The organism is Sphingobium indicum B90A, assembly GCF_000264945.2.
GTDB classification, from domain to species: Bacteria; Pseudomonadota; Alphaproteobacteria; order Sphingomonadales; family Sphingomonadaceae; genus Sphingobium; species Sphingobium indicum.
The window spans coordinates 2,151,464-2,177,973 of sequence record NZ_CP013070.1 but is presented as its reverse complement, the minus strand read 5'-3'; the positions used below and the strand labels follow the sequence as shown (position 1 = coordinate 2,177,973).

The following is a 26,510-nucleotide window of genomic DNA, read 5'->3' as shown; positions in this document are numbered from 1 at the left end:
GGGCTACTGCTTCCGGCTGCCGGGCTTGATCGCCGGGATCGCCGCCAGTTCGGGCGGGATCTGGTCGGCGTCATAGACCGGGAAGTTGATGCTGACGAGCGGGTAGAAGGGCACGCCCAGCTCCACCTCTCCGGCGGAACGGTCCACCAGCGCGGCTTCCGCTATGACGATGCCGCCTTCCGCCGCGACCGCCTCTATCGCCTGGCGGGAGGACAGGCCGGTGGTGACGACGTCCTCCACCATCAGCACCTTTTGTCCCGGCGCGATGGAAAAGCCGCGGCGCAGTTCGAACCTGCCCTCCGGCCGCTCCAGGAACACGGCGTCCTTGTCCAGCGCGCGGCCGATTTCATGGCCGATGATGAGTCCCCCCATCGCCGGGGATACCACCAGGTCGATTTCCTGCCGCAATTCGCGCGGCAGCTTCTGCACGGTGGCGCGGGCCAGCCGTCCGGCGCGTTCCGCGTTCATCAGCACGCGCGCGCATTGCAGGTAGTTGGCGCTGCGGCGGCCGGAGGACAGGATGAAATGCCCCTCCAGCAACGCGCCCGCAGCCCTGAATTCCGCCAATACTTCCTCGTCGGTCATTCTTGTCTTCGATCCATTCGCCCGTGCCGCCCGCTTCATGCGCGATGCGGCGCGCCTTTCCCGTCATGGGTCGCCCCATGATCTCGCCCCATGTTTGCGCGGTTGCGCGCGGGGAGCGAGATAGGCTCACCAACTAGGCGTTGCAACAGCGAAGAAAATCTGGTTGTGGAACCTTGAGGCGTTACAAAAGATGCTTATAAGCCGCGGCAGACCGATACGGGCGGGGGGGACGTGTATGCGTGCGTCTTCGTTGCCGCGGCGCCAAGGGGTTACGGGGTAAGAAGACGCTTATGAACAAGGTGAAATCGCTCGTTCTCGCCGGGTTGTTGGCCTTTGCGCCGACGCTCGCCATGAACGGTCCGGCGCTGGCCCAGGACAATGCCGCGGTTGCGGCTCCGGCTGCCGGGAATGAAGCTGTGGCCGCTGATTCGGCCGGCAATGCAGCGGCTCCCGCCGCGGAAGCCGCGCCCGCCGCGAAGGTGGCCGCGCCGCCCCGGATGAAGCCGACGCCGGGCATCGGCATGCCCATGCCGGGTGAAATCACCCTCCAGAAGCAGTTTTCGCCCACCGGGCACACCGCACGCTGGCTGCATGACGTGATGCTGCTGCCGATCATCACCATCATCTCGATCTTCGTGCTGATCCTGATGCTCTACGTGATGGTCCGCTTCCGTCGCAGCGCCAATCCGACGCCGTCCAAGACCTCGCACAACACGGTGATAGAGGTGATCTGGACCGTGGTGCCGGTGGTGATCCTGCTGGCCATTGCGGTTCCCTCCATCGGCCTGCTCGCCGACCAGTACAAGCCCGCGCCGAAGGATGCGCTGACCGTCAAGGTTACCGGCTATCAGTGGTATTGGGGCTATGAATATCCCGACAACGGCATCCCGGAATTCGTTTCCAACATGCTGCCCAAGGACAAGGCGGAGGCGAACGGCGAGCCCTATCTGCTCGCTCCCGACAATCGCCTGGTCCTGCCGGTCGGCCGCCCGATCAAGCTGATCATCACCGGCGCCGACGTCATCCACAGCTTCGCGGTCCCCTCCCTCTGGGTGAAGATGGACGCGGTGCCGGGCCGCCTCAATGAAAAGAGCTTCACCATCGAGAAGCCGGGCGTCTATTACGGCCAGTGTTCGGAATTGTGCGGCGCGCGCCACGGCTTCATGCCGATCGCGATCGAGGCTCTGGAACCCGCGCAGTTCGACCAGTGGCTCCTGTCGCAGGGCGGCACGCTGAAGGGCGCCGCCGCCGCGACCACGGCCGAAGCTGCCGCGCCCGCCGCCGCTCCTGCCGCCAAGCTTTGATGTAAGGGCATAGACGCCATGACCACCATTACCGCAGATCATCACGGCGATCATGCTCATGATCATCATGACGCCGACCACAAGCCGGCCTTCTTCCAGCGTTGGTTCATGTCGACCAACCACAAGGATATCGGCACCCTCTACCTGATCTTCGCGATCATCGCCGGCATCATCGGCGGCGCGATTTCCGGTCTGATGCGCGCCGAACTGGCGCAGCCGGGCATCCAGTATCTCCAGACCTGGGCGCAGTTCAGCGACGGTCCCGAAGCGACGCTGGACCAGGCCTATCACCTCTGGAACGTGCTGATCACCGCCCACGGCCTCATCATGGTCTTCTTCATGGTGATGCCCGCGATGATCGGCGGCTTCGGCAACTGGTTCGTGCCGATCATGATCGGCGCGCCGGACATGGCCTTCCCGCGGATGAACAATATCAGCTTCTGGCTGCTCATCCCCGCCTTCGTCCTGCTGCTCGGCTCGACCTTCGTGCCCGGCGGCACCGGCAACGGTGCTGGCACCGGCTGGACGGTCTATGCCCCGCTCTCGACCAGCGGTTCGGCGGGTCCGGCGGTGGACATGGCGATCCTGTCGCTCCACGTCGCGGGCGTCAGCTCGATCCTGGGCGCGATCAACTTCATCACCACCATCCTCAACATGCGCGCGCCGGGCATGACCCTGCACAAGATGCCGCTGTTCGTCTGGTCGGTGCTGGTCACCGCCTTCCTGCTGCTGCTCGCGCTTCCCGTGCTCGCCGCGGCGATCACCATGCTGCTGACCGACCGCAATTTCGGCACCACCTTCTATGATGCGGCCGGCGGCGGCGATCCCGAACTGTACCAGCATCTCTTCTGGTTCTTCGGCCATCCCGAAGTGTACATCATGATCCTGCCGGGCTTCGGCATCATCAGCCAGATCGTCTCGACCTTCAGCCGCAAGCCCGTGTTCGGCTATCTCGGCATGGCCTACGCCATGGTCGCGATCGGCGTGGTCGGCTTCGTCGTCTGGGCGCACCACATGTTCACCACCGGCATGTCGGTGAACGTGAAAATGTACTTCACCGCCGCCACCATGGTGATCGCGGTGCCGACCGGCATCAAGATCTTCTCCTGGATCGCGACGATCTGGGGCGGCTCGATCAGCTACAAGACCCCGATGGTCTGGGCGCTGGGCTTCATCTTCCTGTTCACCGTGGGCGGCGTCACCGGCGTGGTGCTGGCCAATGGCGGCGTCGACGACGTGCTGCACGACACTTATTATGTCGTCGCGCACTTCCACTATGTGCTCTCGCTGGGCGCGGTGTTCGGCCTGTTCGCGGGCTTCTACTACTGGTTCCCGAAGATGTCGGGCCGGATGTACAACGAATTCCTCGGCCATCTGCACTTCTGGGTGTTCTTCGTCGGCGTGAACATGCTGTTCTTCCCGATGCACTTCCTGGGCCTGTCGGGCATGCCGCGCCGCTATCCCGACTATCCGGAGGCGTTCGCCTATTGGAACAAGTTTGCCAGCCACGGCTATGAGATCATGGCCGCCGGCATGCTGATCTTCTTCGTCAACCTCATCTGGTCGCTGGCCGCGGGCAAGAAGGCGGAGGGCAATCCCTGGGGCGAAGGCGCCACCACGCTGGAATGGACCCTGTCCAGCCCGCCGCCCTTCCACCAGTTCGAAACGCTGCCGGTCATCGACTGACCGCAGCCGGGGGCGTTCCGGTTTGCCGGAACGCCGGGATTGGCGTAAAGGCCGCCAGTTCCTGGAATCAGGCAATCCCGGCACGGTCGCCGCGCCGGGATGCCGCATGAGGAGACTATGGCAAGTTCGCCGTTCATGTCCGAAGGTCCGCTTCCCGTGATTCCCGCGCATTGGCGGGACTTTGTCGCGCTGACCAAGCCCAGGGTGATGACGCTGGTCGTCTTTACCGGGCTGTGCGGTCTGCTCGCGGCGCCGGGGCATATCCATCCGGTGCTGGCCTTCACGGCGATTCTCTGCATCGCGCTCGGCGCGGGCGCGGCGGCCGCGCTCAACCAATGGTATGAGGCGGACATCGACGCGAAGATGAAGCGCACGGCCAACCGCCCGCTGCCCGCGGGCCGGATGGACCGGCAATCCGCGCTGCATTTCGGCGTCGGCCTGTCCTTCTTCTCCGTGCTGCTGATGGGCGTCGCGACCAACTGGCTGGCGGCGGCCGTGCTGGCGGTGTCGATCCTCTTCTACGTCTTCGTCTACACCATCTGGCTCAAGCCCCGGACCGCGCAGAACATCGTCATCGGCGGCGCGGCGGGCGCTTTCCCCCCGGTCATCGGCTGGGCGGCGGTGACGGGCGACATCGGCGCGCTGCCGGTCGCGCTGTTCATGCTGATCTTCTTCTGGACGCCGCCCCATTTCTGGGCGCTGGCCCTGTTCGTGAAGACCGATTATGCGGCGGCGGGCATCCCCATGCTGCCGGTCGTCTCCGGCGAGGTCGCGACCCGCCGCCAGATCTGGTTCTACACCGCGATCATGGCGGTCGCCGCCATGGCGCCGGTGCTGCTGCGCCTGACCGGCCCGATCTACGGCACGACGGCCCTGCTGGGCACGGCGCTGTTCGTCGCCATGGCCTTCCAGGTGCTGCGGCGGCGGGAAAGCGACCCCGCCCGCATGGCGCCCGAACGGCGGCTGTTCAAATATTCGATCCTCTATCTCTTCCTCCTCTTCGGCGCGGTCGTGGTCGACCGCTGGGTGTTCGCATGACTCCCGACGAAGACAGGCAGGTCCGGACGCGGCAGAAATCCCGCGCCATCGTGACGGGGGTGCTGCTGGGCGCGCTGGTCATCCTTTTCTACGCGATCACCATCGCCAAGATCGGTGGGGGACAGTGATGGCCAGCCTTCCTCCTTCGCCCTTCGACCGGGATCGCCGCAACCGGCGGACGATGATCGGCATGGCGGGCGTGGGCCTTGCCATGCTGGGCCTGGGTTTCGCCTCGGTTCCGCTCTACCGCATCTTCTGCGAGCGGACCGGATTCGGCGGCACCACGCAGCGGGCTGACGCCGATGTGCAGGTTGCAGAAGCGGCGGGGCATCGCATGTCGATCCGCTTCGATTCCAACGTGACGCCGGGCATGCCGTGGCAGTTCCACCCGGAACGCCACACCCAGACGGTGACGGTCGGCGCCCGGAACATGGCGATCTTCGTCGCGAAGAACCTGTCGGACCGGCCGGTCACGGGCACCGCCACCTTCAACGTCACGCCATCCCAGGCGGGCGCCTATTTCACCAAGATCCAGTGCTTCTGTTTCACCCAGCAAACGCTACGGCCGGGGGAGCAGGTGCGCATGCCGGTGATCTATTATGTCGATCCGAAGATATTGACGGATGCCGACAATAAGGACACGCAGGAAATCACGCTGAGCTACACCTTCTATCCTGTTGAGCAGGATAAAAAGCCAAGCTAAGGCACAATCATAACGCGAACGGGGATGAGAAACGTCATGGCAGGCGCCAAGAACCACGATTATCATATTCTTCCGCCCAGCATCTGGCCCTTTTTCGGCTCCATGTCGGTGCTGGTCATGGCTTTCGGCGCGATCATGTGGATGCATCCGGACGCCACGCCGGCCGGCGGCGGCTGGGTTTTCCTGATCGGCCTCGCGGGCGTGCTGTTCACCATGTATAGCTGGTGGGCCAATGTCATTACGGAGGCGCATGCCGGCGACCATACGCCGGTGGTGCAGCTCCACCTGCGCTACGGCATGATCCTGTTCATCGCATCGGAAGTCATGTTCTTCGTGGGCTGGTTCTGGTCCTTCTTCGACTTCTCGCTCTTCCCCAGCCAGTTGGCGCCGATCGAGGGGATGTTCCCCTCGAAGGGCATAGAGGTGATGAACGCCTTTGAACTGCCGTTGCTCAACACGCTGATCCTGCTCTGCTCCGGCACGACCGTGACCTGGGCGCACCACGCCCTGATCCATGGCGACCGCGACGGGCTGAAGAAGGGGCTGACGCTGACGGTCATCCTGGGCGCGCTCTTCTCCGCGATCCAGGCCTATGAATATGCCCATGCGCCTTTCCCCTTCGGCGGCAGCCCCTACAGCTCGGCCTTCTACATGGCGACCGGCTTCCACGGCTTCCACGTGCTGGTGGGCACGATCTTCCTGATCGTGAACCTGATCCGCGCGCATCGGGGCGATTTCACCCCGCGCCAGCATTTCGGCTTCGAAGCCGCCGCCTGGTACTGGCATTTCGTCGACGTGGTGTGGCTGTTCCTCTTCGTCGCTATCTATGTCTGGGGCGGCTGGGGCGCGCCGGTCCACGGCGGCTGATCCTCCCACCAATGAGTGCACGAATAACGGCCGGACCTGTTCCGGCCGTTTTCTTTTTGGGCGGCGGGCATTATGCCTGACGCCATGTCGGCCCCCGATCCTCATCCGCCCGCGCCGCAGCCCTTGCTGATCGGCGCGATGGCAGGCGCCTGCCCGCAATGCGGCGCGCCCACGCTGTTTTCCGGCCCGGTCCGCTTTGCTGCCGCCTGCCGTTCCTGCGGGTTGGACTATGGCCAGTTCAATGTCGGCGACGGCCCCGCCGCCTTCCTGACGCTGATCATCGGCGCGCTGATGGTGGCGATGGCGCTGATATTGGAACTGAAGGCCCATCCGCCGCTCTGGCTGCACCTGCTGCTCTGGACGCCGCTGACCGTGGCGGCGGTGATGGGCAGCCTGCGCGTGGCGAAGGGCGCGCTGCTGATCCTGGAATATCGCAACAAGGCGCGCGAGGGCCGCCTGATCGCAAGGGACCGCGAAGCATGAGCCGCCGCCTGCCCCTCATCCCCACGCTGATCGTCGCGGCGGCGGTGCTGGTCATGATCGGCCTCGGCGTCTGGCAACTCCAGCGCCGCGCCGAAAAGGAAGCGACGCTGGCCTTGGTTGCCGCCAATCCGGCCAAGCCGCCCGTCGCTTTCCCGGCCCATCCGCCGGTGCCGCCCGAACTTCTTTTCCGCCGCTCCTCCGCCCATTGCCTGCGCGTGGTCCACTGGCGCAGCGAAGCCGGGCGCGCCGCTGACGGATCGGTCGGCTACCGCTACATCGCCGAATGCGCGACCGGCGCGGAGGGTCCCGGCGTGCTGGTCGCGGCGGGCGTCGCGAAGACGCCTGACGCAAGGCCCCAATGGCAGGGCGGCCAGATGCGCGGCTGGATAGGGGAGGAACCCGATCACCGATCCCTTCTGTCGCGCATCGGCGGCCAGGCCATGCCGCTCCGCCCCATGCTGATCGCCGGGGAGCCGGTGCCGGGCCTCAAGCCGCTGGCGCCGCCCACCGCCGCCGACGTGCCCAACAACCATCTGGCCTATGCCGGGCAATGGTTCTTCTTCGCCGCCGTCGCGATGGTCATCTACCTGCTCGCGCTGCGCAGACGGACGCCGCGACCTTAAATGCTTGCCCGAAGGCGCGTCGAGCGCTACCGGGCTACCCCCATGCACTATGTGAGCACCAGGGGAAGCGCGCCCGCGCTCGGGTTCGAGGATGTGACGCTGGCCGGGCTGGCGTCCGATGGCGGACTCTATGTGCCGGAAAGCTGGCCCAGCTTCTCCGCCGACCAGATTCGCGCGCTTTCGGGCCTGTCCTATGTCGAAACGGCGGTGCGGGTCATGACGCCCTTCGTCGCCGGATCGCTGGGCGAAGAGGAACTGCGCGAATTGTGCGCCGCCGCCTATGGCCGGTTCAGCCACGACGCGGTGACGCCGCTGGTGCAGCTCGACGATCGGCACTGGCTGCTGGAACTGTTCCACGGGCCGACCCTGGCGTTCAAGGATGTGGCGTTGCAACTGCTCGGCCAGTTGTTTGAACGCTTCCTGTCGCGGCGGGACGATCATCTGACCATCGTCGGCGCGACGTCCGGCGACACCGGGTCGGCGGCCATCGACGCAGTGGCGGGGCGAGAGAAGATCGACATCTTCATGCTGCATCCCGACGGCCGCGTGTCCGACGTGCAGCGCCGCCAGATGACCACCGTGCTCGCGCCCAATGTCCATAATATCGCCATCGACGGCAGCTTCGACGACGCGCAGGCGCTGGTGAAGGCGATGTTCAACGACGCCGATTTCGCGCGCCGCTTCAACCTGTCGGCGGTGAACAGCATCAACTGGGCGCGGCTGATGGCGCAGGTCGTCTATTATTTCTACGCCGCCGTGCGCCTGGGCGCGCCGGACCGGGCCATCGCCTTTTCCGTCCCCACCGGCAATTTCGGCGACGTGTTCGCAGGCTATGTCGCGGCGAAGATGGGCCTGCCCGTCGCGAAGCTGATGGTCGCGACCAACGTCAACGACATCCTCCACCGCGCCTTGGCGGAGGGCGACTATAGCCAGGGCCAGGTGGTGGCGACCGCGACCCCCAGCATGGACATCCAGGTCAGTTCGAACTTCGAACGGCTGCTGTTCGACGCGGGCGGCCGCGACGGCAAGGCGCTCGCCGAACAGATGAAGGGCTTTGAAGCCAGCAAGGCGATGCGCCTCACCAATGCGCAGCGGGATGGCGCGTCCGCGCTGTTCACCTCGGCGCGGGTCGATGCCGACGCCATGACCATGGCGATGCGCTGGGCCTATGACGCGGCGGGGCAGGTGATCGATCCGCACAGCGCCATCGGCCTGGCGGCGGCGCGCTCGATCGACCTCGATCCGGCGGTGCCCGTGGTCACGCTGGCGACGGCGCATGCGGCGAAATTCCCCACGGCGGTCGAGCGGGCTACCGGCATCCGCCCGTCTCTGCCTTCGCGCGTGGGCGACCTGTTCGCGCGGGAAGAGGCCTATGCCAAGCTGCCCGGCACCTTCGAAGCGGTCACCGCCTATGTCGCGGAGCGGGCGACGCCGAGGGGCTGAGGTGAACCTCCAGACCCTTCCCGGCGAACCCTGGTCCGATTACGGCCTGATCGATTCGGGCCATGGACGGAAGCTGGAACGCTATGGCCGCTACCGCTTCATCCGGCCGGAGCCGCAGGCCATGTGGGCGCCCGCGCAGGACGACTGGCAGGCCGACGGCGAATTCATCCCCGGTTCCGACGAGGAAGGCGGCGGGCGCTGGTTCTACGAACGGCCCGTCCCGGCCGAAGGCTGGCCGCTGCACTGGCAAGAGGTGACGTTCCAGGCCAGTTGCACGCCCTTCCGCCATCTGGGCTTCTTTCCCGACATGGCGCCGGTCTGGGACTGGATGCGCGGCAGGATCGCGGACAAGGACCAGGCGCAGGTCATGAACCTGTTTGGCTATACCGGCGTCGGCACGCTGGCGATGGCGGCGGCGGGCGCGCAGATGGTGCATGTCGACGCTTCCAAGAAGTCGGTGGCGCAGGCGCGGGCCAATGCGGCGCTGTCGGGGCTGGAGGATCGCCCGGTCCGCTGGATCGTCGACGACGCGGCCAAGTTCGTGGCGCGGGAGGTGCGGCGCGGCCGGCGCTATGACGGCATATTGCTCGACCCCCCCAAATATGGGCGTGGTCCCGATGGCGAGGTCTGGCGGCTGGAAGAGGATCTGCCGGGACTGATCGCGCATTGCCGCCAATTGCTGGATGCGGACAGCCGCTTCCTGTTCTTGACTGTCTATGCCGTCCGCATGTCGGCGCTGGCCATCGGGGAATTGCTGCGCCAGGCCTTTGCCGATCTGCCGGGCACCGTGGAAGCGGGCGAACTGGCGGTGCGCGAAGAGGCGCGCGGATTGATGCTGCCCACCGCGATCTGGGCCCGGTGGAGCCGCTAAGTCCATTCTGTCAGGTGGCGACGGGCGGCTGAAGTTTGTTCCGTCTGCGCGGTTCAGACGTGTCAACCGGGCTCCTGCCCGCGCCCGATTAACGCGGTGCGCTCTAGAAACTGGCCTTCAGCCCGTCGATCACGAATTGCGCGGCCAGAGCCGCCAGCAGGACACCCAGCAGCCGCGTGATTACCGCCTCGATCTTGGCGCCGAGCAGCGCCATGATCGGCCCAGCGGCCAGCAGCGACGCCAACATCAGCACCAGCGTCACGACCACGGCGCCGATCACCACCAGCCGTTCGCTCAGCCCTTCCGCCCGCGACATCAGCAGCATCACCGTGGCGATCGAACCCGGTCCGGCGATCATCGGCATCGCCATGGGGAAGACCGACACATCCTCCACCTCGGGCGTCTCCGCGATCTTCTGCGCCCGGTCTTCGCGCCGCTGGGTGCGCTTTTCGAACACCATGTCCATGGCGATGATGAACAGCATGATTCCGCCCGCGATGCGGAAGCTGTCCAGTTCGATCCCCAGAGTGCCCAGCAACTGCTTGCCCCAGAGCGCGAACAGCAGCAGGATTCCGGCCGCGATGGCCACGGCGCGGATCGCCATGCTGCGCCGCTGGACTTGCGTCGCGCCGGTGGTGAGGCTGGCATAGATCGGCGCGCAGCCCGGCGGATCGATCACCACGAACAGGGTGACGAAGGCGGAGATGAACAGTTCCGTCATGGCGCCGCGGCCACCCTGTCGTCGATCACGGTTTCATAGTCGGTCCCATTCCACATGCGCACGGTCACGCGGCGGCTGCCGTCGGCTGCGGCCTCTGCGTTCCAGCTCAGGCTTTCGTCGCGGGGAGCCGTCTGCATCTCGCCCTTTGCCGCTTTGCGGCCCGGCGGAGGGCTGGCGGGGCGCGGGGCCTCTCCTGCGCGGGGGCGCTTGCAGGTCGCGACCTTGCCGATGAGGAATTCGGGCGCTTCACGGGCGCTGGCGAGCGTGTCGCCATGGTCCATGATCCACTTCCACTCGCCCTTCCTGTCCCGCTGCCAGATGGTGGTGAAATAGCCGACCGATCCGTCCGGCCGCTTCCAGCCGCCGGTGCTGGCCGCCAGATTGCCGTCGCAGGACACATAGATGGCCGACGGCGTCCAGCTTACCGGGGCAGGGGGGTCGGCCCGCCCCTTCAGCCATTGCTTCGCCAGGACCCGCTGCGGCACGAACATGACGGCCTCGTCCGCAGCGGTTTCGCGGAAGGCGGTCCATTGCCCCTTCTGCTGCGCCAGCCGGTTGAAGGCGAGTTCGGCGGCGAACACGGAACTGGGGTCGGGCTGATAACGCATGGGCGGGCGTGCGCCCACCAGCGCCGGCAATGTCAGGGCAAGAAGCGCGGCGCGCGCCTTCACAGCCCCTCCGGCCTGGGCAGTCCGGCCCGCGCATGCGCCGCCACCAGCGTATTGCGCAGCAGGACGGCGATGGTCATCGGCCCGACGCCGCCCGGCACCGGGGTGATGGCGCGGACATGCGCCAGCGCTTCGGCCGTGGCGACGTCGCCGACGATCCGGCTCTTGCCGTCCTCCGTATCGGTGACGCGGTTGATGCCGACGTCGATCACGGTCGCGCCCGGCTTGATCCATTCGCCCTTCACCATCTCCGCCCGGCCCACGGCGGCGACGACGATGTCGGCGCGATGCACGACCGAGGCAATGTCCCGCGTGCGGCTGTGCGCGATGGTGACCGTGCAATTTTCCGCCAGCAGCAATTGCGCCATCGGCTTGCCCACGATGTTGGAGCGGCCGACCACCACGGCTTCCAGCCCCGAAAGGTCGCCCAGCTCATCCTTCAGCAGCATGATGCAGCCCAGCGGCGTGCAGGGCACCATCGCCTCCTGCCCGGTGGCGAGCAGGCCCGAATTGACGACATGGAACCCATCCACATCCTTGGCGGGATCGATCGTGCCGATCACCGACGCCTCGTTGATGTGCGGCGGCAGGGGCAACTGGACCAGGATGCCGTCCACCCGCTCGTCGGCATTCAGTTCCTCGACCAGGTCCAGCAATTCCTCCTCGCCTATGGAGGCGGGCAGCTTGAACTCCATGCTCTCCATGCCCGCGGCGACGGTCATCTTGCCCTTGTTGCGGACGTAGACGGAACTGGCCGGATCTTCGCCGACCAGCACCACGGCCAGCCCCGGCTTGCGCCCGGTCTTGGCGATGAAGGCGCCGACCCCGTCCGCGACCTTGCCGCGAAGCGTCTCCGCAAAGGCCTTGCCGTCGATGATCTTGCCGATGGTCATGATGCTTCACCCTGTTATTCGATAATGGTGGAGAGCCGGCCAGAGGCCAACGCTTCACCGCCCCCCTTGATCCGCAGCCGCTTTAGCCGGTTGGCGTCGCCCGATTCCAGCGAAATCGCGCCGCGTGGCCAATCCAGCCGCTTCGCCAGCAGCGCGATCAGCGCCGCATTGGCCTTGCCCCTTTCCGGCACGGCGCGGACGCGGGCGCTCAGCCAGTTCGCGCCCTTGTCGTCCGTCCAGACGCCGCCGACCTCTTCCCGCGCCGCGCCCGGCGTCAACCGGACGGAAAGGATGAGGTCGTCTCCGTCCCGACTCCAGACCGTCACACCAGTCCGAACAGCGGCGGCAATATGGCCTGGCGGATGATCAGAATGCCCAGCAGCACGACCATGGGCGACAGGTCCAGCGCCCCCAGGTCCGGCAGCACCCGGCGGATCGGATTGTAGATGGGCGCCGTCATCCGATCCAGCGCCACCATCACCGTGCGCACGAAATCATTGGAAAGATTGACGACGTTGAAGGCGATCAGCCAGCTCATGATGGCCTGGATGATGATGATCCACCACAGCACATCGAGCAGGATGACGATGATCTGATAGAGGGCGTAGGCCATGCGATCTCCGATTTGATTGGGATTGCTCTAGCCGAGGCGGGCGGCGCGGGACAAGCCATGGTGGGAGATTTGATTAAGTTGGGCGGTCGAAGGCTGGTGGAGGGAATGGGGCGTGACCTGCGTATTTCCCCTCCACCATCGGCTGCGCCGACGGTCCCCCTCCCCATGCAGGCATGGGGAGGAATGGGTTAGCGGCGCACCAGGGTACCTGCGCCGCGGTCGGTGAAGATTTCCAGCAGCATCGCATGCGGCACGCGGCCGTCCAGGATGACGGCGGCGTCCACCCCGCCTTCGACCGCGCGGACGCAGGTTTCCAGCTTCGGGATCATGCCGCCGCTGATCGTGCCGTCCGCCTCCAGCCCGTTGATCGCCTCCGGGTCGAGATCGGTCAGCAACTGGCCCTGCTTGTCCAGCACGCCCGCCACGTCGGTGAGGAGGAAGAAGCGCGCCGCCTGCAATTCCGCCGCGATGGCGCCCGCCATGGTGTCGGCATTGACATTATAGGTGTGCCCGTCCGCGCCGATGCCCACCGGCGCGACCACCGGGATGATGCCGTTCTGGGTCAGCGTGTCCAGGATGCTGCGGTCGACCCTCACCGGATCACCGACAAAGCCCAGGTCGACATTGCGCTCTATGCCGGAATTGGGGTCCGCCTCACGCTTGCCCAGCACCTTTTCGCACAGGACCAGGCCGCCATCCTTGCCCGAAATGCCGACCGCGCGCCCGCCAGCGCCGGAGATCCAGCCGACGATTTCCTTGTTGATGGAACCGGCCAGGACCATTTCCGCGATCTGCGCGGTTTCCTTGTCGGTGACGCGCAGGCCGCCGACGAACTGCGATTCGACGCCCAGTTTCTTCAGCATCGCGCCGATCTGCGGCCCGCCGCCATGGACGACGACGACATTGATGCCGACCGCCTTCATCAGCACCACGTCCTCCGCGAAATCGCGGGCCGCCTCCGGATCGCCCATGGCGTGGCCGCCATATTTCACGACGAAGGTCTTGCCCGCATATCGCTGCATATAGGGCAATGCCTCGACGAGGGTTTCGGCCTTGGCGAGGAGCGCCGGATCGGGGGCGTGCTTGCTGTTCATGCGCGGGCGCATAGGGCTTTATGCCCCCCGCTGCAAGTTAGCGGTCGAGCCGCCGCCCCAGCGCGACCAGCGCGTAGATGACCGGCGGCACCAGCAGGGCCGACAGCGCGACCTTCGCCAGCATCTGGCCCAGCAGCAGTTCGCCGATGGGGAACACGCCGTAGAAGGCGATGGACACGAAGAGAAGCGTGTCCGCGATCTGGGAGAGGATGCTGGCCACCGCGGCGCGCAGCCAGAGGAGGCGGTCGCCCTCCCTGCCTTTCAGCGCGGCGAAGAGGGTGACGTTCAGCGTCTGGGAAATGCCGTAGGCGACGATGCCGCCCAGCCAGATGCGCGGCGTGCCGCCCATCATCAGCGCGAAGGCGTCTCGCCTTGCCGGGTCCATGTCGCTCGCGGCGGGCACGGCCAGCACGGCGATGGACAGCAATATGGAGGCGATCAGCGGCAGGAAGCCCACCTGCACCAGCCGGTTGGCGACGGCGCGGCCATGCAGTTCCGCCACTGCGCTGGAAATCGTCACCAGCAGCAGGAAGGCGAAGATGCCCGCCTCCACCGCCAGCGGGCCAAGGCCGAACCAGGGGCCGATGGCCGACAGTGGTCCCAGCGTCACCTGCTTGTTGCCGAGCACGCCCGCGATGCAGACCATGCCGCCGTAGAAGATCGAGAAGACGAAAAGCGAACGCGCGATGGGCGCGGGATGCGAAGCCATTGCCGGCACTTACCGGGGTTTTGGCGGAGTGGGAAGTGGTTAGACGACGGGACAGCTTCCGTTCGCTCGCTCAGCTCTCCAAAACGCCCTTGGCGGCGCGCAGCCCCGCCTTGCCGTTCCGCGCGAGCGTGCGTTTCAACGCTTCCGGGCTTGGTGCGACGAGGAAGCCGAAGCTGACGCAGCCCTGTTTCGTCTCCACCGCATGGTGCAGGCGATGGGCCTGGACGATCCGCTTCATATAGGCGGAGCGCGGGACATGGCGATGGCCGACGCGGCGGTGGACGATGATGTCGTGGAAGCCGAGATAAATGGCCCCATAGGCCGCGATGCCGGCGCCCATCGCCGTCGCCCAGTCGCCCCATTGCCATTGCACGCCGCCCAGCAGCAGCAGGATGGAGGGCATGGCGAAGATCACGAAATAGAGGTCGTTCGCTTCCCAGCGGCCGGTGCGTTCCCGATGGTGGCTGGCGTGCAGGAACCAGCCCGGCCCGTGCATGACCCAGCGGTGCATGACATAGGCGAAGCCCTCCATCGCGGCGACGGTGGCCAGGAAGATCAGGATCGGCGGCAGGGCGTTCATGCGCGCCCTTATAGGGCGAGGAGCCTGTTCAGGCGACCCGCAAAAAGGGCAAAGGAAAAAGGGCCGCGATCCAATGGATCACGGCCCCCCAAGACTTTTCCGTCGATCAGAAGGACGCGGTGACCGAACCGACCACGCCACCCCTTGCCGCGTCGCGGAAGTTGCCGACGCCAGCATTGGGCCGGAAATGGGTGTCGGTGTCCACATAGCTGACGCCGAAGGTCAGGTGGCTCCAGGTGTAGGTCGCGCCGACGCTCCAGTCGGTATAGCCCTTGCCGACGGGAACCAGATAGCTGGGACCGAAATTGTGGCCCAAATGCGCCGACACGCCCAGCGGGGTGTTCGGGATGCTGGCCGACAGGTCGCCCGCGAGGTACAGATTGTCTTCACGCGGCTTGCTGCCAGCGAAGGACAGGGCGTGCTGCTTGGGCGCATAGGCGGCGCTCAGCTTGGCGGTCGCCGGGCCGAACGTGCCCTTGACCGAGGCATAGGGCTCGACGAAGTCGGTGTTGCCGCCGCCCGAGCTAGGATAATAATAATAGAGCACGCCGACATCGAAGGTGGCCGCGCCGACCGTCTTGGAATAGCCGGCGATCAGGTCGAGTTCCTGGTCGCTGCCAGCGGCGACATAGTCATCGATGGAAGAACCCCAGGTCGAGACATAGAAGCCCGACGCATGGGTCACGGTGATGCCGCCCTGCAGCGCGAAGCGCTTGTCGGTCTGCGAGAGGCCGCGGAAGCGATAGTCGGTGACGACCGCCGCGTTGCCGGTGACAGTCAGTTCCGGAGTGGGCTCGTCCTGGGCGAAGGCCGGCGCGGAGAGCGCGGCAAGAGCAACGGCCGAGAGGCCGAGAATGGACTTACGCATATGGTTTCCCCTTGATGGTTCTGCGATCGTCCCGCCTGCGTCATGGTCCCCGGTCTCTTGTCGCCCTGCACGGGATGGACCGGGTTGCCTCAACGGGTGAGGAAATGCCTGCCTCCACTGCGGCGCACAAGAATTTATTGCCGTTGCGTGTCGTTTGCTTCTCTAATGTTGCTGGTCTGCAACAAAATCAGGCATGATTGTGGCGCGGCGCTGGTCGATGCGCGCTTTTCGCCGCAATTGCCGGGTCGTTATTGCCGGAATGAGCCTTCGCGGGGCGCGTGGATCACCCGCTGCGGATAGGGAATGGTGATGCCATGTTCGCGGAACAGCAGCCACAACCGGCCGAGAACATCGGACTTCACATTGCCGACGCCGCTTTCCGGATCGCTGATCCACACCAATATATCATGTTCGACGCGATTCTCGCCAAAGGCGGTGAGCCAGACATTGGGCTTGGGATTGCGCAGCACGCGGGGGCTTTCCTGCGCGGCGCGCAGCATCAATTCCTGCGCCAGCTTCAGGTCGCTGTCATAACCGATGCCGACGGGGATGCGGACGCGGACGTTGCGGTCGGAATAGGACCAGTTCTCCACCTCCTGCGTCATCAGGTTCTCGTTGGGGATCAGATGTTCCTTGCCGTCGCGGGTGATGACGCTGACGGCGCGCACGCCGATCTTGTTCACCCAGCCGAAGCTGTCGCCAACGACGATGACGTCGCCCGGCTTGATCGATCGGTCCATCAGCAGGATGATCCCGGCGATCAGGTTGCCGAAGGTCTTTTGCAGGCCGAAGCCGACCGCCAGCCCCAGCGCGCCCGAAAAGACGGCGAAGGCGGTCAGGTCTATCCCCAGCAGGTCGACGCCGATGAAGAAGGCGGCGACGACAACGACTATGGCGGCCAGCTTCTGCGCGAGCAGCTTCTGCGTGGCGTCCAGCCCGTGGGCGCGGGTGATGCTGCGCCCGACAACGCGGTTGGCAAGGCGGACCAGGGCGAACAGCGCGACGCAGATCGCCGCCATGCTGACCAGCCCCAGCAGCGTGACGCGCCGCTTGCCCAGGTCCAGGCCCACGCCGTCCAGCATGTCCGCCACCGGGGCGAAGCCGCCGCTGCTGCCGGAAAGGACCATCACGAACAGCAGCAGGGCAATCGGCAACACCGCAAGGCGCGGAATGGCGAGGCTGCGCAATATGTGCACCGCCAGCAGCGAGAGCGAGAGGGCAAGCGCGGCGCCCAGGATCAGATGGGCGAAATCCCCGATCGGCCAGAGGGCGACAGCCAGAGCCATGACGGCGGCGGCGATGGCGTGGCGCAGGATCGGGCGCAGATGCCCGGCCAGCGCCTCCCCCAAAGCGCGGAATCGGCGGCGCAGGCGAGGCGAGGCGAATCGGGCGACGGCGCTGGCGACCAGATGGATGGCGACGGCCAGCGCCAGCGCGACCAGTGGGTGGACGACGGCCGGATCGCCGGGCAACAGGGACAGGAGGTCGGGCAGGCCAGGCGTCATCCGCGCGCCGCCCGGAAGCGGGCAAGGCCGGCGTCCAGATCCGCCATCAGGTCGTCGCTGTCCTCCAGCCCGATCTGGAGGCGGACGACCGGCCCCTCCGCCTGCCAGGCGGTGGCCGTGCGGTATCGGGCCGGATCGACGGGAAGCGCAAGGCTTTCGAAGCCGCCCCAGCTATAACCGATGCCGAAATGGGCAAGGCCGTCGATCAGGGCGGCGCGCGCCTTTTCATCGCCGCCCTTGAGGACGAAGCTGAACAGCCCGCTGGAGCCGGTGAAATCACGCTGCCACAGGGCATGGCCAGGGCAGGAGGGCAGGGCCGGATGAAGCACGCGGGCGACGTCGGGCTGCTGCGCCAGCCATTGCGCGATGCGCAGGGCGCTGGCCTGGTGCTGGTTGAGGCGGACGCCCAGGGTGCGCAGGCCCCGCGCCGCGAGCCAGGCGTCGTCGGGGCTGGTCATCTGCCCGAACAGATAGGCGGCCTGGCGGATTTTCGCGAAGAAGGCCGGGGTGGCCGTCACCGATCCGATCATCACGTCGCTGTGGCCGACGATATATTTGGTGCAGGCAAGGATGCTGATGTCGACGCCATGGCTGAGCGCCGGGAAGAACCAGGGCGTGGCCCATGTGTTGTCGATCAGGGTCGCGATGCCCCGGTCGCGGGCTATGGCGGTGATGGCGGGAACGTCCTGCACCTCGAAGGTCAGGCTGCCGGGGCTTTCCAGGAAGATGGCGCGGGTGGCGTCGGTGATGAGGTCCGCGATCCCGGCGCCCGCCATCGGGTCGTAATAGACCGTCTCTATGCCGAGCGGCCGCAGCATCTGTTCGCAGAAATTGCGCGTCGGGTCATAGGCGCTGTCGACCATCAGCAGTTGGTCGCCGGGCTTCAGCACCGCCATCAGCGCGCAGGCGATGGCCGCCACGCCCGACGGATAGAGCATGGTGCCTTCGGCGCCCGGCTCCATTTCGGTGAGGGCGTCGGCCAGGCTCCATGCCGTCGGCGTGCCCTTGCGGCCGTAGAACAGGCGTTCATGCGTGCTGCGCCCTGCCGCGCTACGCAGATGCGCGACATCGTCGTACAGGATGGTCGATGCGCGCCAGACCGGCGGGTTGACGATGCCGCCGGGCTGGCCGGGCATGCCGGTCCATTCGGGCTTGCGGCCCGCCTGCGCGATCTGGGTCAGGGGCTTGCGGTCGCGCCGCTTGTCGGAATCGCGGCTCATGCGGCGGGGCCGGTCGCTTTCGGCGTGGCGGGGTCCAGCCCCCATTCTGACCAGCTTCCGTCATAGAGGGTGACGTCGGTCTTGCCGAGCAGTTCGAGGCCCGCAAGCAGGATCGCCGCCGTCACGCCGCTGCCGCAGCTCGTGATGATCGGGCGGTCGAAATCCGTCCCGGCGTCAAGGAACAGGCGGCGCAGTTCCTCGCCCCGCTTCATGCTGTTGTCGGCATGGTAGAAGGCGGAGGAGGGAATGTTGCGGCTGCCCGGAACATGGCCCGACGCCATGCCGGGGCGGGGCTCCTTCTCCTCGCCCGTGAAGCGCGGCGCGCCGCGCGCGTCCAGCACCTGTTCGGCCTGACTTTCGACATTGGCGAGAAGATCCTCCTTGGTGCGGACCTGGCCCGCCGCGCGCTTCGCCACGGCATTGCCGGGTGGCGGCGTCGGCATGCCGCTTTCCGTCGGCCGTCCCTCCGCCAGCCATTTGGGCAGGCCGCCGTCCAGGATCGCCGCGCTCTTGCCCACGCCATAGAGGCGCATCATCCACCAGCCGCGCGCCGCGCTGTGGGTCGGGCTGTTGTCATAGACGACGATGCGGCTGTCCGCGTCGATGCCAAGCCGGCGGCAGCGTTCCGTCATGAAATCGTCGGTCGGCAGCATGCCGGGACGCGGATCGTCGGGATCGGCCAGGGTGGGGAGGTCGAGGAACGCGGCGCCGGGGATATGGGCGGCCTCGAACTCGGCCCTGGGGTCGCGGGGCACGCCGGGCAGGAACAGGCTGGCGTCGACGATCCGCAGGTCTGGCTTGCCCAATTCCCCCTCAAGCCAGTCGGTCGATACCAATATGTCCATGCGCGCCCTTGCTCCCTGGCTGGTTCGGCCACCCGCACGGGTGGCGCGGAGCCATTCTAGGAGCGGCAGGCGGAGGTGGAAAGGGCCGATTGGCCTTAGCTGGAGAGGCTGAGCGCGGTCGCGCGGCTGCCCGGCGCGCGGTATTGGCGCGGGCCAAGGTCAAGGCGGAAGGGGGAAAGGCGCTCGGCCGGGGGCGACTGTTCCTCCCCGACGATGAAGACGCCGCCGCTGCGTCCCGTCCCTTCGCTCTCGCCCGTCCAGCGATAATGGGCGTCGAAGGCGATCAGCGGGATCAGCAGGGCGCGCTGGCCCATGGGGATCGCGGCGATCGCCTGGGCGTCGAGGCGCATTTCCCCGCTGAGCTTCTGCGTTTCGCCCGGCGCGATGGATACCACCGAATGGACGGGAAGGCCGGTTTCGCCCGCGAAGAACGACTGGAACAGCGCCTGTTGCTGCGCATCGGCATTGGTGATCAGGCTGCGGACGAGGATGTCCTCCGCCGCGCGGGTGCCGCGATTGCGGAGCGTCAGCCGATAGCCGATGGTCGCGCCCAGCAATGTCAGGCGGGCGGCCTGCACGTCCATGGCAAGTTCGATCCATGGGCGGTCGGCATCGTCCGGCGCGGCTTCGGGTTCGGGCGGGGCAGGCGTTGCGCTGGGAGGCGGAGGGGGCGGCGGCGGCGCGGTGTCGGCTTCCGCTTCAGCTTCGTAAGGCGGTTCCTCCGCCGCGTCCTGCCTGCGGCGGCGCAGCCAGGAATAGGCCCCGATCAGCAGCATGGCGGCCGCCGCTGCGGCGGCGATCCAAGGCCATGCGGGCGCGGCTGGAGGCTCAGGCGGACTTGGCGATACCGGCGTCGGACTCGAAACAGTGCCGTTGTCGGCTGAGGGGAGGTCCTGGTCGGCGGCGGGAGGCGGCGGCGAAGCGGCTTCGCCGGGAACCGCGCTTTCGGCCGGGGCCTGGCTTTGCGGTGCGGCTTGCGGCGGGCGCACCGGCTCGGCGGATCGCTGGACAGGTTGGTTTTGCGCCGGTGCCGGCGTCGGGACCGGCGCGGCGATGGGCGGAAGCTGAATCGTCGGCGCGACGACCGGCGGCGGCGTCGCTGGGGTCGGCGCGCCGCGGAACACGTCCAGTTCCGGCCCCTGCGCATTGGGATCGGTCCGCGGTTGCGCCGGCGTGCGCGGCAGGTTGAAGACCGGCTCCGCACCATTGTCCTGCTGCGCGAGGGCAGGCGCGGCCAGCAGCAGCGGCGCGGCGAACAGAAGCGAGAAGCGAAACCCCATGGGTGGCAGCCAAGGCATTCGCCCAAGTGAACCCGCCATGAACGAAAGGCAAGAGAGGCGCGACGATGACATCTGCCGTGCGATGGCGTAGATGGCCTGCCCATGACTGACATGCCGACTCCACTTCAGCCGTCCCCGATTCATTTGGGCCAGACCAGCGCCCTGCCTGCGCGTCCGGAAGACGCCGTGCTGGACTATGTGCCCAATCCCCGGCCGGGCAAGCCCTATCTGGTGCGCTTCACCGCGCCGGAATTCACGTCGCTCTGCCCGGTGACGGGACAGCCGGACTTCGCGCATCTTGTGATCGACTATGCGCCCGCCGCGACCATCGTGGAATCCAAGTCGCTGAAGCTGTTTCTGGGCGCCTTCCGCAACCATGCCGCCTTCCACGAGGATTGCACGGTCGGAATCGGCGAACGCCTGTTCGCGGAGATGAACCCGGTCTGGCTGCGCATCGGTGGCTACTGGTATCCGCGCGGCGGCATTCCCATCGACGTGTTCTGGCAATCCGGCGAGCCGCCCGCCGGCCTTTGGCTGCCGCCGCAAGACGTGCCGGGCTATCGCGGCCGGGGGTGAACCCTGCCGTCATGCCAGCGAAAGCTGGCATCTCAGGAGGGGAAACGTGACCGTGCGGCGAAGTTGGACCTACATCATGACCAACAAGCCGCATGGCGTGTTGTATGTGGGGATCACCAGCAGCCTTGCCGCCCGCGTCGACCAGCACCGTCGCGGCGTGGGTTCGGCTTTCTGCCGCAAATATAATCTGTATCGGCTGGTGCTGGCTGAGGAGCATGACCGGGTCGAGGATGCCATCGCCAGGGAAAAGGCGCTGAAAGCCTGGAAGCGGGATTGGAAGATTCGGTTGATCGAGGAGAGCAATCCGGAGTGGCGGGATTTGTTCGACCTTATCGTGTAGCGGCCTGAGATCCCAGCCTTCGCTGGGATGACGGGAGGTGTGCTGGTGCGACGGCATCGCTTTGTTTGACAAACGAACAACAAGATTCGACCAACGACATCGGCGGCGAGGCGCCCGGCTTGACCGGCAGGCCGAAACAGCCGATCCCCCTGTCATCCTGGCGCGCGTCTTCAGCCGTGCCGTTCCAACCTGTCGGAGTTGCGAACCCCATGTCCTTTTCGAAGATACTTCCGCTGATGCTGGCGGCCGCGCCCCTTGCGATGGCGATGCCGGCGCTGGCGCAGACGGCGGCTGCCGGGCCAGCCGCGGGCGTCACCACCCAATTGCCCCGCGGCGCCGCGCCCAGCCATTATGCCATCACCGTCACGCCCGACGCGGCGAACCTGAAGTTCACGGGCAAGGTGAAGATCGACCTCGCCGTGGCGCAGGCCATGCCCACGCTGGTGCTGAACGCCGCCGACCTGACCGTGAGCAACGTCACCCTGACCCCGGCCAAGGGCAAGGCGATCAAGGGAAGCGCCAAAATCGACGCCGACGCCCAGACCGTGACCTTCGATTTCGGCAAGCCGGTCCAGCCGGGCAGCTACACGCTCGCCATCGACTATGCGGGCATCATCAACACCCAGGCGAACGGCCTGTTCGCGCTCGACTATAGCGACAATGACGGCAAGGCGAAGCGCGCCCTCTTCACCCAGTTCGAGGCGCCCGACGCCCGCCGCTTCGTGCCCAGCTTCGACGAGCCGAGCTACAAGGCGACTTTCGACCTTTCCGCCGTCATCCCCGCCGACCAGCTTGCCGTCAGCAACATGCCGGTCAAGAGCAGCGCCGCCGCCGGGCCGGGCAGGAAGCTGGTGACGTTCGGCACCAGCCCCAAAATGTCCTCCTACCTGCTCTTCTTCGGCCTGGGCGAGCTGGAGCGCGCCACCAAAATGTCCGGCGCGACCGAAGTTGGCGTGATCACCGGCAAGGGGAATACCGGCAAGGCGCAACTGGCATTGGACGCGTCGGCGGCGATCCTGCCCTATTATAACGACTATTTCGGCGTCCCCTTCCCGCTGCCGAAGCTCGACAATGTCGCCGGGCCGGGCCAGAGCCAGTTCTTCTCCGCCATGGAGAATTGGGGCGCGATCTTCACCTTCGAACGCGCCTTGCTGGTCGATCCGCGCTTCACGTCGGAAAGCACGCGGCGGACCATCTATTCCATCGTCGCGCATGAAATGGCGCACCAGTGGTTCGGCGACCTCGTCACCATGGCCTGGTGGGACGATCTCTGGCTGAACGAAGGCTTCGCAAGCTGGATGGCGACCAAGGTCACGGACAAGCTGAACCCGGAATGGGAAATGCTGCTCAGCCGCGTCAACGGCCGCGAGCGGGCGATGAGCCTGGATTCGCTGGCGACGACCCACCCGATCCTCCAGAAGATCCACACCGTCGATGAAGTGAACCAGGCGTTCGACGATATCACCTATGAAAAGGGCGAGGCGGTCATCACCATGCTGGAGGGCTTTGCGGGGGAGGATGCGTGGCGTTCGGGCATCCGCGCCTATATGAAGCAGCACGCCTATGGCAACACCGTGACCGACGACCTGTGGAAAGCGGTCGAGGGCGCGGGCGCGAAGGGCGTGGTGGGCATCGCGCATGATTTCACCAGCCAGCCGGGCATTCCGCTGGTGAAGGTGGACAGCGCCCAATGCCAGGGCGGATCGACGCTCCTGTCGCTGAGCCAGGGCGAATTCAGCCGCGATCGCAAGAACAAGACGCCGCTCAAATGGAATGTGCCCGTCATGGCGCAGACCATTGGCGGCGCGCAGCAGCGCCTGATCCTCAACGGCTCCGCGCAGGTGACGCTGCCGGGTTGCGGCGCCTATGTCATCAATGCGGGCCAGACCGGCTATTATCGCTCGCTCTATCCGGAAGCGAACGTCAAGGCGCTGGCGAAGGACTTTACGAAGCTCGCCTCCATGGACCAGATCGGCCTGCTGGCGGATAATTTCCAGCTTGGCCTGGGCGGCTATCAGCCCATGGGCCTGGCGCTCGACCTGGTGGACGCCGTGCCCGCCGACGCCAGTCCCGCCGTGCTGGCGGAGGTGCCGGACTATCTCGACAGCGCCCACACCATGCTGGAAAGCGACAAGGCGGCGCAGGCGCGGGTCGCGGCCTATGCCTCTAAAAAACTGAGCCCGGTGCTGGCGATGGTCGGTTTCGACGCCAAGCCGGGTGAAAATCCGCAGGTGCCGGTGCTGCGTTCGGCGCTCGTTTCCACGCTGGGCGGCATGGGCGACAAGGCCGTGGTGGCGGAGGCGAACAAGCGCTTCGCCGCGCTGGCGTCCAATCCGGCGGCGCTCGACGGGCCGCTGCGCAATGTCTGGCTGCGCATCATCGCGGAAAATGCCGACGCCGCGACCTGGGACAAGCTGCGCGCCATGGCCAATGGCGCGAAGTCGGACCTGGAAAAGAGCACGACCTTCGCGCTGCTGGGCGTCGCCAAGGATGAGGTGCTGGCGAAGAAGGCGCTCGACCTCGCCATGACCGACGAGCCGGGCAAGACCACCAGCGCGGCGATCATCTCCGCCGTGGGCGGGGAGCATTCGATGCTGGCGGTGGACTATGTGCTGGCGCATCGCCAGCAATATGAAGCGATGATCGACGTGTCGGCGCGCAGCCAGGCGATTGCGCGGCTGGGCGGCAACTCGGCCGATCCGGCGATGGCGACGAAACTGGACGCCTATGCCACCCAATATCTGACGCCGGAATCGCGCAAGGTGGTGGACCGCTCCATCGCCGCGATCAAGACGCGGATCGAGACGCGGGCGCGACTGAAACCCGCGCTGACCGCCTGGTTCGCCACCAAGTGAAAGGAAGGGCGGTGGAGCGATCCACCGCCCTTTTCATTCCTCCCTACGCAAAGCGTGGGGAGGGGGACCATGCGAAGCATGGTGGAGGGGAAGCAGCACAGGTCGCGCCTCCTTCCCCCTCTTCCTTACCCCAACGGCGCGCTCGCCCAACGCCGCAGCCGCCCGTACAGCGCCGCGATCACGCCAAAGAAGGCAAGGATCGACAAGGGCACCGCCCAGCCATTTTCCGCCACCAGCGCCAGCGGCGCATCGCTGTCGGTCGCCGCGACCATCCCTGCGAAGGCCACGCCGAACAGGCTCTCCCCCACGATGAAGCCTGTCGCCATCAGCACCCCCATGCGCTCGGCGAATTCGGGGTTGGCCTGACGCAGCGCCCAGCGGTTGTAGACATGCCCGATCACCGCGCCGACCGGGATCAGCAAAGTCAGCGCCATCGGCAGGTAGATGCCCATGCCCACCGCCAGCGGCGGCAGCCGCAGCTTGCCCGCCTTGCCCAGCAGTTCGTCGATGGCGACGACGACCACGCCGATGCCCGCGCCGAAGCCGATCAGGCCCCAGTCGAGATCGCCGCCCAGCACGCCCTTCGCCAGCGCCGAAATCAGCGCCGCCTGCGGGGCGGGCAGGGCGGTCTCCTTGGCGCCCGGCGCGCCCGCGAAACCGAAGGCGCTGTTGAGCAGGTCCAGCACCGGCGGGATCACCAGCGCGCCGAAGATCACGCCCAGCACCAGCGCCACCTGCTGCTTCCAGGGGGTCGCGCCGACCAACTGGCCGGTCTTCAGATCCTGCAAATTATCGTTGGAAATGGTCGCGATCCCAAAGATGATGGCGGTCGTGAACAGCGCATAGGCGATCAGCGCCTGGGCCTGCTTCGGATCGCCGCCCGACCCGTAGATCGCCGCCAGGATCAGCGAAGCGCCCAGCACCGCAAGTATGCCGACGCCGGAAATCGGGCTGTTCGACGCCCCGATCAGGCCCGCCATATAGCCGCAGACCGACGCGATCACGATGCCCGCGACCAATATATAGGCCAGCGTCAGGCCGATGATCGGCACCGGATTGGCCGCGATCGGCCCGCCCTGCGCGAACAGCCACAGCAGGATGGCGATGGGGATCAGAGAGGCGAGAATGGTGCCGCCGACGATGCCGATGGGCAGGTCGCGCTCGGTCAGTTCCAGCAGCCCGGCATTGCCGCCCTTGCGCACCTTGGCGGCGGCGAGGGCGGACCGGATGCCGCTGACGATGGGGCCAAGGATTTTGAGCAGGGTCCAGATCGCCGCGACGCCTATGGTGCCCGCGCCGATGAAGCGCGCCTTCATGCGGAAGGTGGCGCCGACGATCTCCGAAAGCTCCGCGCCCGAAGGGAGCGGCGCGGTGAGATAGGGCACCAGCCCGACCCAGCTTATCAGCAGGCCGAAGAACATGGCCACGCCCACTGACAGGCCGACCAGATGGCCGACGCCGATCAGCGCCATGGAAAAGCTGGTGGAGACGCTCGTCGCGCCCGCGCCGAATTTGAAGAAAGTCGCGGCTTCCTCCGCGACCAGCTTCGTCTTGGCGAGGATGGAGAAGGCTGCGGCCGCGACCGAACTGGCGACGATGGCGGCCAGCCCGCGCTTATTCTCCTCCAGCCCCTCGCGCGATCCAGCGCCGACCTTCAGCACTTCGGCGGCGGCCACGCCTTCGGGATAGGGCAGGTCCGATCCCGTCACCAGCGCCCGGCGCAGCGGCACCGAATACATGACGCCCAATATGCCGCCCAGCGCGATGGTGAAGGCGGAGAGCCAATAGGGGAAGCCCTGCCACCAGCCGATGATGACCAGCCCCGGCAGCACGAAGATGATCGCGGACAAGGTGCCCGCCGCCGACGCGATGGTCTGGACGATATTGTTCTCCAGAATCGTGCCGGTCGCGAACAGCCGCAGCACCGCCATGGATATGACGGCGGCAGGGATCGACGTGGCGAAGGTCAGGCCGATCTTCAGCCCCAGATAGACGTTCGCCGCCGTGAACAGCAATGTGATGAGCGCGCCCAATATCACGCCGCGAAGCGTCAGCTCCGCCATCGGGGCCGCCCTGGCCGAATCACCTGTCACTTGTCTGTCCCCTTGCCTGCGGTTGTTTTATCGATGTCCGGTAATAA

General features: G+C 66.4%; 28 protein-coding genes. 13 read left to right on the top strand and 15 right to left on the bottom strand.

The window, feature by feature from the left end; genetic code table 11:
- Positions 1-3 precede the first annotated feature (3 nt).
- Entirely contained in the window at positions 4-585 is a 582-nt protein-coding gene (pyrE, locus tag SIDU_RS10595; RefSeq protein WP_020819365.1) for an orotate phosphoribosyltransferase, read from the bottom strand.
- Positions 586-875: 290 nt separating this feature from the next.
- On the opposite strand from pyrE, the gene coxB reads away from it, so the two are divergent.
- The 10 genes from coxB to SIDU_RS10550 all read left to right on the top strand — a co-directional run bounded on the left by coxB (position 876) and on the right by SIDU_RS10550 (position 9,603).
- A complete protein-coding gene (gene coxB, locus SIDU_RS10590) occupies positions 876-1,889 on the top strand; it encodes a cytochrome c oxidase subunit II (protein ID WP_007688548.1) in 1,014 nt (337 codons plus the stop codon).
- Positions 1,890-1,907: 18 nt separating this feature from the next.
- On the top strand, positions 1,908-3,575 hold the full coding sequence (gene ctaD, locus SIDU_RS10585) for a cytochrome c oxidase subunit I (RefSeq protein ID WP_007688550.1): 1,668 nt from the start codon (positions 1,908-1,910) through the stop codon (positions 3,573-3,575).
- Between the two features lie 117 nt (positions 3,576-3,692).
- Complete coding sequence (locus SIDU_RS10580) at positions 3,693-4,613, top strand: heme o synthase (protein ID WP_007688552.1); 921 nt, start codon at positions 3,693-3,695, stop codon at positions 4,611-4,613.
- The gene (locus SIDU_RS20235) at positions 4,610-4,741 is read left to right on the top strand and encodes a hypothetical protein (RefSeq protein WP_007688554.1); all 132 of its coding nucleotides are present in this window, start codon (positions 4,610-4,612) and stop codon (positions 4,739-4,741) included. Before SIDU_RS10580 ends, SIDU_RS20235 begins: the two co-directional genes overlap by 4 nt.
- A complete protein-coding gene (locus SIDU_RS10575; protein WP_007688557.1) occupies positions 4,741-5,316 on the top strand; it encodes a cytochrome c oxidase assembly protein in 576 nt (191 codons plus the stop codon). The genes SIDU_RS20235 and SIDU_RS10575 overlap by 1 nt, the downstream gene beginning before the upstream one ends.
- A gap of 36 nt (positions 5,317-5,352) precedes the next feature.
- Positions 5,353-6,183, top strand: coding sequence for a cytochrome c oxidase subunit 3 (locus SIDU_RS10570; RefSeq protein ID WP_007688559.1), 831 nt, complete (start codon positions 5,353-5,355; stop codon positions 6,181-6,183).
- A gap of 72 nt (positions 6,184-6,255) precedes the next feature.
- Positions 6,256-6,666: a DUF983 domain-containing protein gene (locus SIDU_RS10565; protein WP_025771396.1), complete on the top strand. Its 411-nt coding sequence runs from the start codon at positions 6,256-6,258 to the stop codon at positions 6,664-6,666.
- Positions 6,663-7,289 carry an SURF1 family protein gene (locus SIDU_RS10560; protein WP_007688561.1) on the top strand — a complete coding sequence of 209 codons (627 nt, stop codon included), beginning with the start codon at positions 6,663-6,665 and terminating at the stop codon, positions 7,287-7,289. The genes SIDU_RS10565 and SIDU_RS10560 overlap by 4 nt, the downstream gene beginning before the upstream one ends.
- Before the next feature lie 42 nt (positions 7,290-7,331).
- The gene (gene thrC, locus SIDU_RS10555; protein WP_007688562.1) at positions 7,332-8,732 is read left to right on the top strand and encodes a threonine synthase; all 1,401 of its coding nucleotides are present in this window, start codon (positions 7,332-7,334) and stop codon (positions 8,730-8,732) included.
- A 1-nt stretch (position 8,733) separates the two neighbouring features.
- The gene (locus SIDU_RS10550) at positions 8,734-9,603 is read left to right on the top strand and encodes a class I SAM-dependent methyltransferase (RefSeq protein WP_007688563.1); all 870 of its coding nucleotides are present in this window, start codon (positions 8,734-8,736) and stop codon (positions 9,601-9,603) included.
- 103 nt (positions 9,604-9,706) lie between these two features.
- On the opposite strand, the gene SIDU_RS10545 is transcribed toward SIDU_RS10550, so the two are convergent.
- The 13 genes from SIDU_RS10545 to SIDU_RS10485 all read right to left on the bottom strand — a co-directional run bounded on the left by SIDU_RS10545 (position 9,707) and on the right by SIDU_RS10485 (position 20,599).
- A complete protein-coding gene (locus SIDU_RS10545; protein WP_007688564.1) occupies positions 9,707-10,324 on the bottom strand; it encodes a MarC family protein in 618 nt (205 codons plus the stop codon).
- Positions 10,321-10,995, bottom strand: a complete 675-nt coding sequence (locus tag SIDU_RS10540; RefSeq protein WP_007688565.1) for a Cif family virulence factor — start codon at positions 10,993-10,995, stop codon at positions 10,321-10,323. The genes SIDU_RS10545 and SIDU_RS10540 overlap by 4 nt, the downstream gene beginning before the upstream one ends.
- Positions 10,992-11,885, bottom strand: a complete 894-nt coding sequence (gene folD, locus SIDU_RS10535; RefSeq protein WP_007688566.1) for a bifunctional methylenetetrahydrofolate dehydrogenase/methenyltetrahydrofolate cyclohydrolase FolD — start codon at positions 11,883-11,885, stop codon at positions 10,992-10,994. Before folD ends, SIDU_RS10540 begins: the two co-directional genes overlap by 4 nt.
- A gap of 14 nt (positions 11,886-11,899) precedes the next feature.
- A complete protein-coding gene (locus SIDU_RS10530) occupies positions 11,900-12,211 on the bottom strand; it encodes a DUF167 family protein (protein WP_013039206.1) in 312 nt (103 codons plus the stop codon).
- Positions 12,208-12,498, bottom strand: coding sequence for a YggT family protein (locus SIDU_RS10525; protein WP_007688568.1), 291 nt, complete (start codon positions 12,496-12,498; stop codon positions 12,208-12,210). Before SIDU_RS10525 ends, SIDU_RS10530 begins: the two co-directional genes overlap by 4 nt.
- 188 nt (positions 12,499-12,686) lie before the next feature.
- Positions 12,687-13,604: an acetylglutamate kinase gene (gene argB / locus SIDU_RS10520; RefSeq protein ID WP_020819357.1), complete on the bottom strand. Its 918-nt coding sequence runs from the start codon at positions 13,602-13,604 to the stop codon at positions 12,687-12,689.
- A 25-nt stretch (positions 13,605-13,629) separates the two neighbouring features.
- Positions 13,630-14,301 carry a queuosine precursor transporter gene (locus SIDU_RS10515; protein WP_007688571.1) on the bottom strand — a complete coding sequence of 224 codons (672 nt, stop codon included), beginning with the start codon at positions 14,299-14,301 and terminating at the stop codon, positions 13,630-13,632.
- Positions 14,302-14,371: 70 nt separating this feature from the next.
- On the bottom strand, positions 14,372-14,881 hold the full coding sequence (locus SIDU_RS10510) for a sterol desaturase family protein (RefSeq protein WP_007688574.1): 510 nt from the start codon (positions 14,879-14,881) through the stop codon (positions 14,372-14,374).
- Between the two features lie 106 nt (positions 14,882-14,987).
- A complete protein-coding gene (locus SIDU_RS10505; protein WP_007688576.1) occupies positions 14,988-15,749 on the bottom strand; it encodes a TorF family putative porin in 762 nt (253 codons plus the stop codon).
- Between the two features lie 248 nt (positions 15,750-15,997).
- Positions 15,998-17,254: a mechanosensitive ion channel family protein gene (locus SIDU_RS10500; protein WP_007688577.1), complete on the bottom strand. Its 1,257-nt coding sequence runs from the start codon at positions 17,252-17,254 to the stop codon at positions 15,998-16,000.
- Positions 17,251-18,474 (bottom strand): cystathionine beta-lyase, encoded by a 1,224-nt coding sequence (gene metC / locus SIDU_RS10495; RefSeq protein WP_025771401.1) that lies wholly within the window; start codon positions 18,472-18,474, stop codon positions 17,251-17,253. The genes SIDU_RS10500 and metC overlap by 4 nt, the downstream gene beginning before the upstream one ends.
- Positions 18,471-19,319 carry a 3-mercaptopyruvate sulfurtransferase gene (sseA, locus tag SIDU_RS10490; RefSeq protein ID WP_007688581.1) on the bottom strand — a complete coding sequence of 283 codons (849 nt, stop codon included), beginning with the start codon at positions 19,317-19,319 and terminating at the stop codon, positions 18,471-18,473. The genes metC and sseA overlap by 4 nt, the downstream gene beginning before the upstream one ends.
- 95 nt (positions 19,320-19,414) lie before the next feature.
- Positions 19,415-20,599: a hypothetical protein gene (locus SIDU_RS10485; protein WP_007688584.1), complete on the bottom strand. Its 1,185-nt coding sequence runs from the start codon at positions 20,597-20,599 to the stop codon at positions 19,415-19,417.
- A 102-nt stretch (positions 20,600-20,701) separates the two neighbouring features.
- Between SIDU_RS10485 and queF the strand changes: the two genes are divergently transcribed.
- From queF to SIDU_RS10470, 3 genes are all read left to right on the top strand, one after another.
- A complete protein-coding gene (queF, locus tag SIDU_RS10480) occupies positions 20,702-21,175 on the top strand; it encodes a preQ(1) synthase (RefSeq protein ID WP_174550393.1) in 474 nt (157 codons plus the stop codon).
- A gap of 76 nt (positions 21,176-21,251) precedes the next feature.
- Positions 21,252-21,515 carry a GIY-YIG nuclease family protein gene (locus SIDU_RS10475; RefSeq protein WP_025771403.1) on the top strand — a complete coding sequence of 88 codons (264 nt, stop codon included), beginning with the start codon at positions 21,252-21,254 and terminating at the stop codon, positions 21,513-21,515.
- Between the two features lie 209 nt (positions 21,516-21,724).
- Positions 21,725-24,370, top strand: coding sequence for a M1 family metallopeptidase (locus tag SIDU_RS10470; protein WP_007688591.1), 2,646 nt, complete (start codon positions 21,725-21,727; stop codon positions 24,368-24,370).
- A 125-nt stretch (positions 24,371-24,495) separates the two neighbouring features.
- Here the strand turns inward: SIDU_RS10470 and SIDU_RS10465 are convergent, their stop codons facing one another.
- Positions 24,496-26,433, bottom strand: a complete 1,938-nt coding sequence (locus SIDU_RS10465) for an OPT family oligopeptide transporter (protein WP_007688593.1) — start codon at positions 26,431-26,433, stop codon at positions 24,496-24,498.
- Positions 26,434-26,510 lie beyond the last annotated feature (77 nt).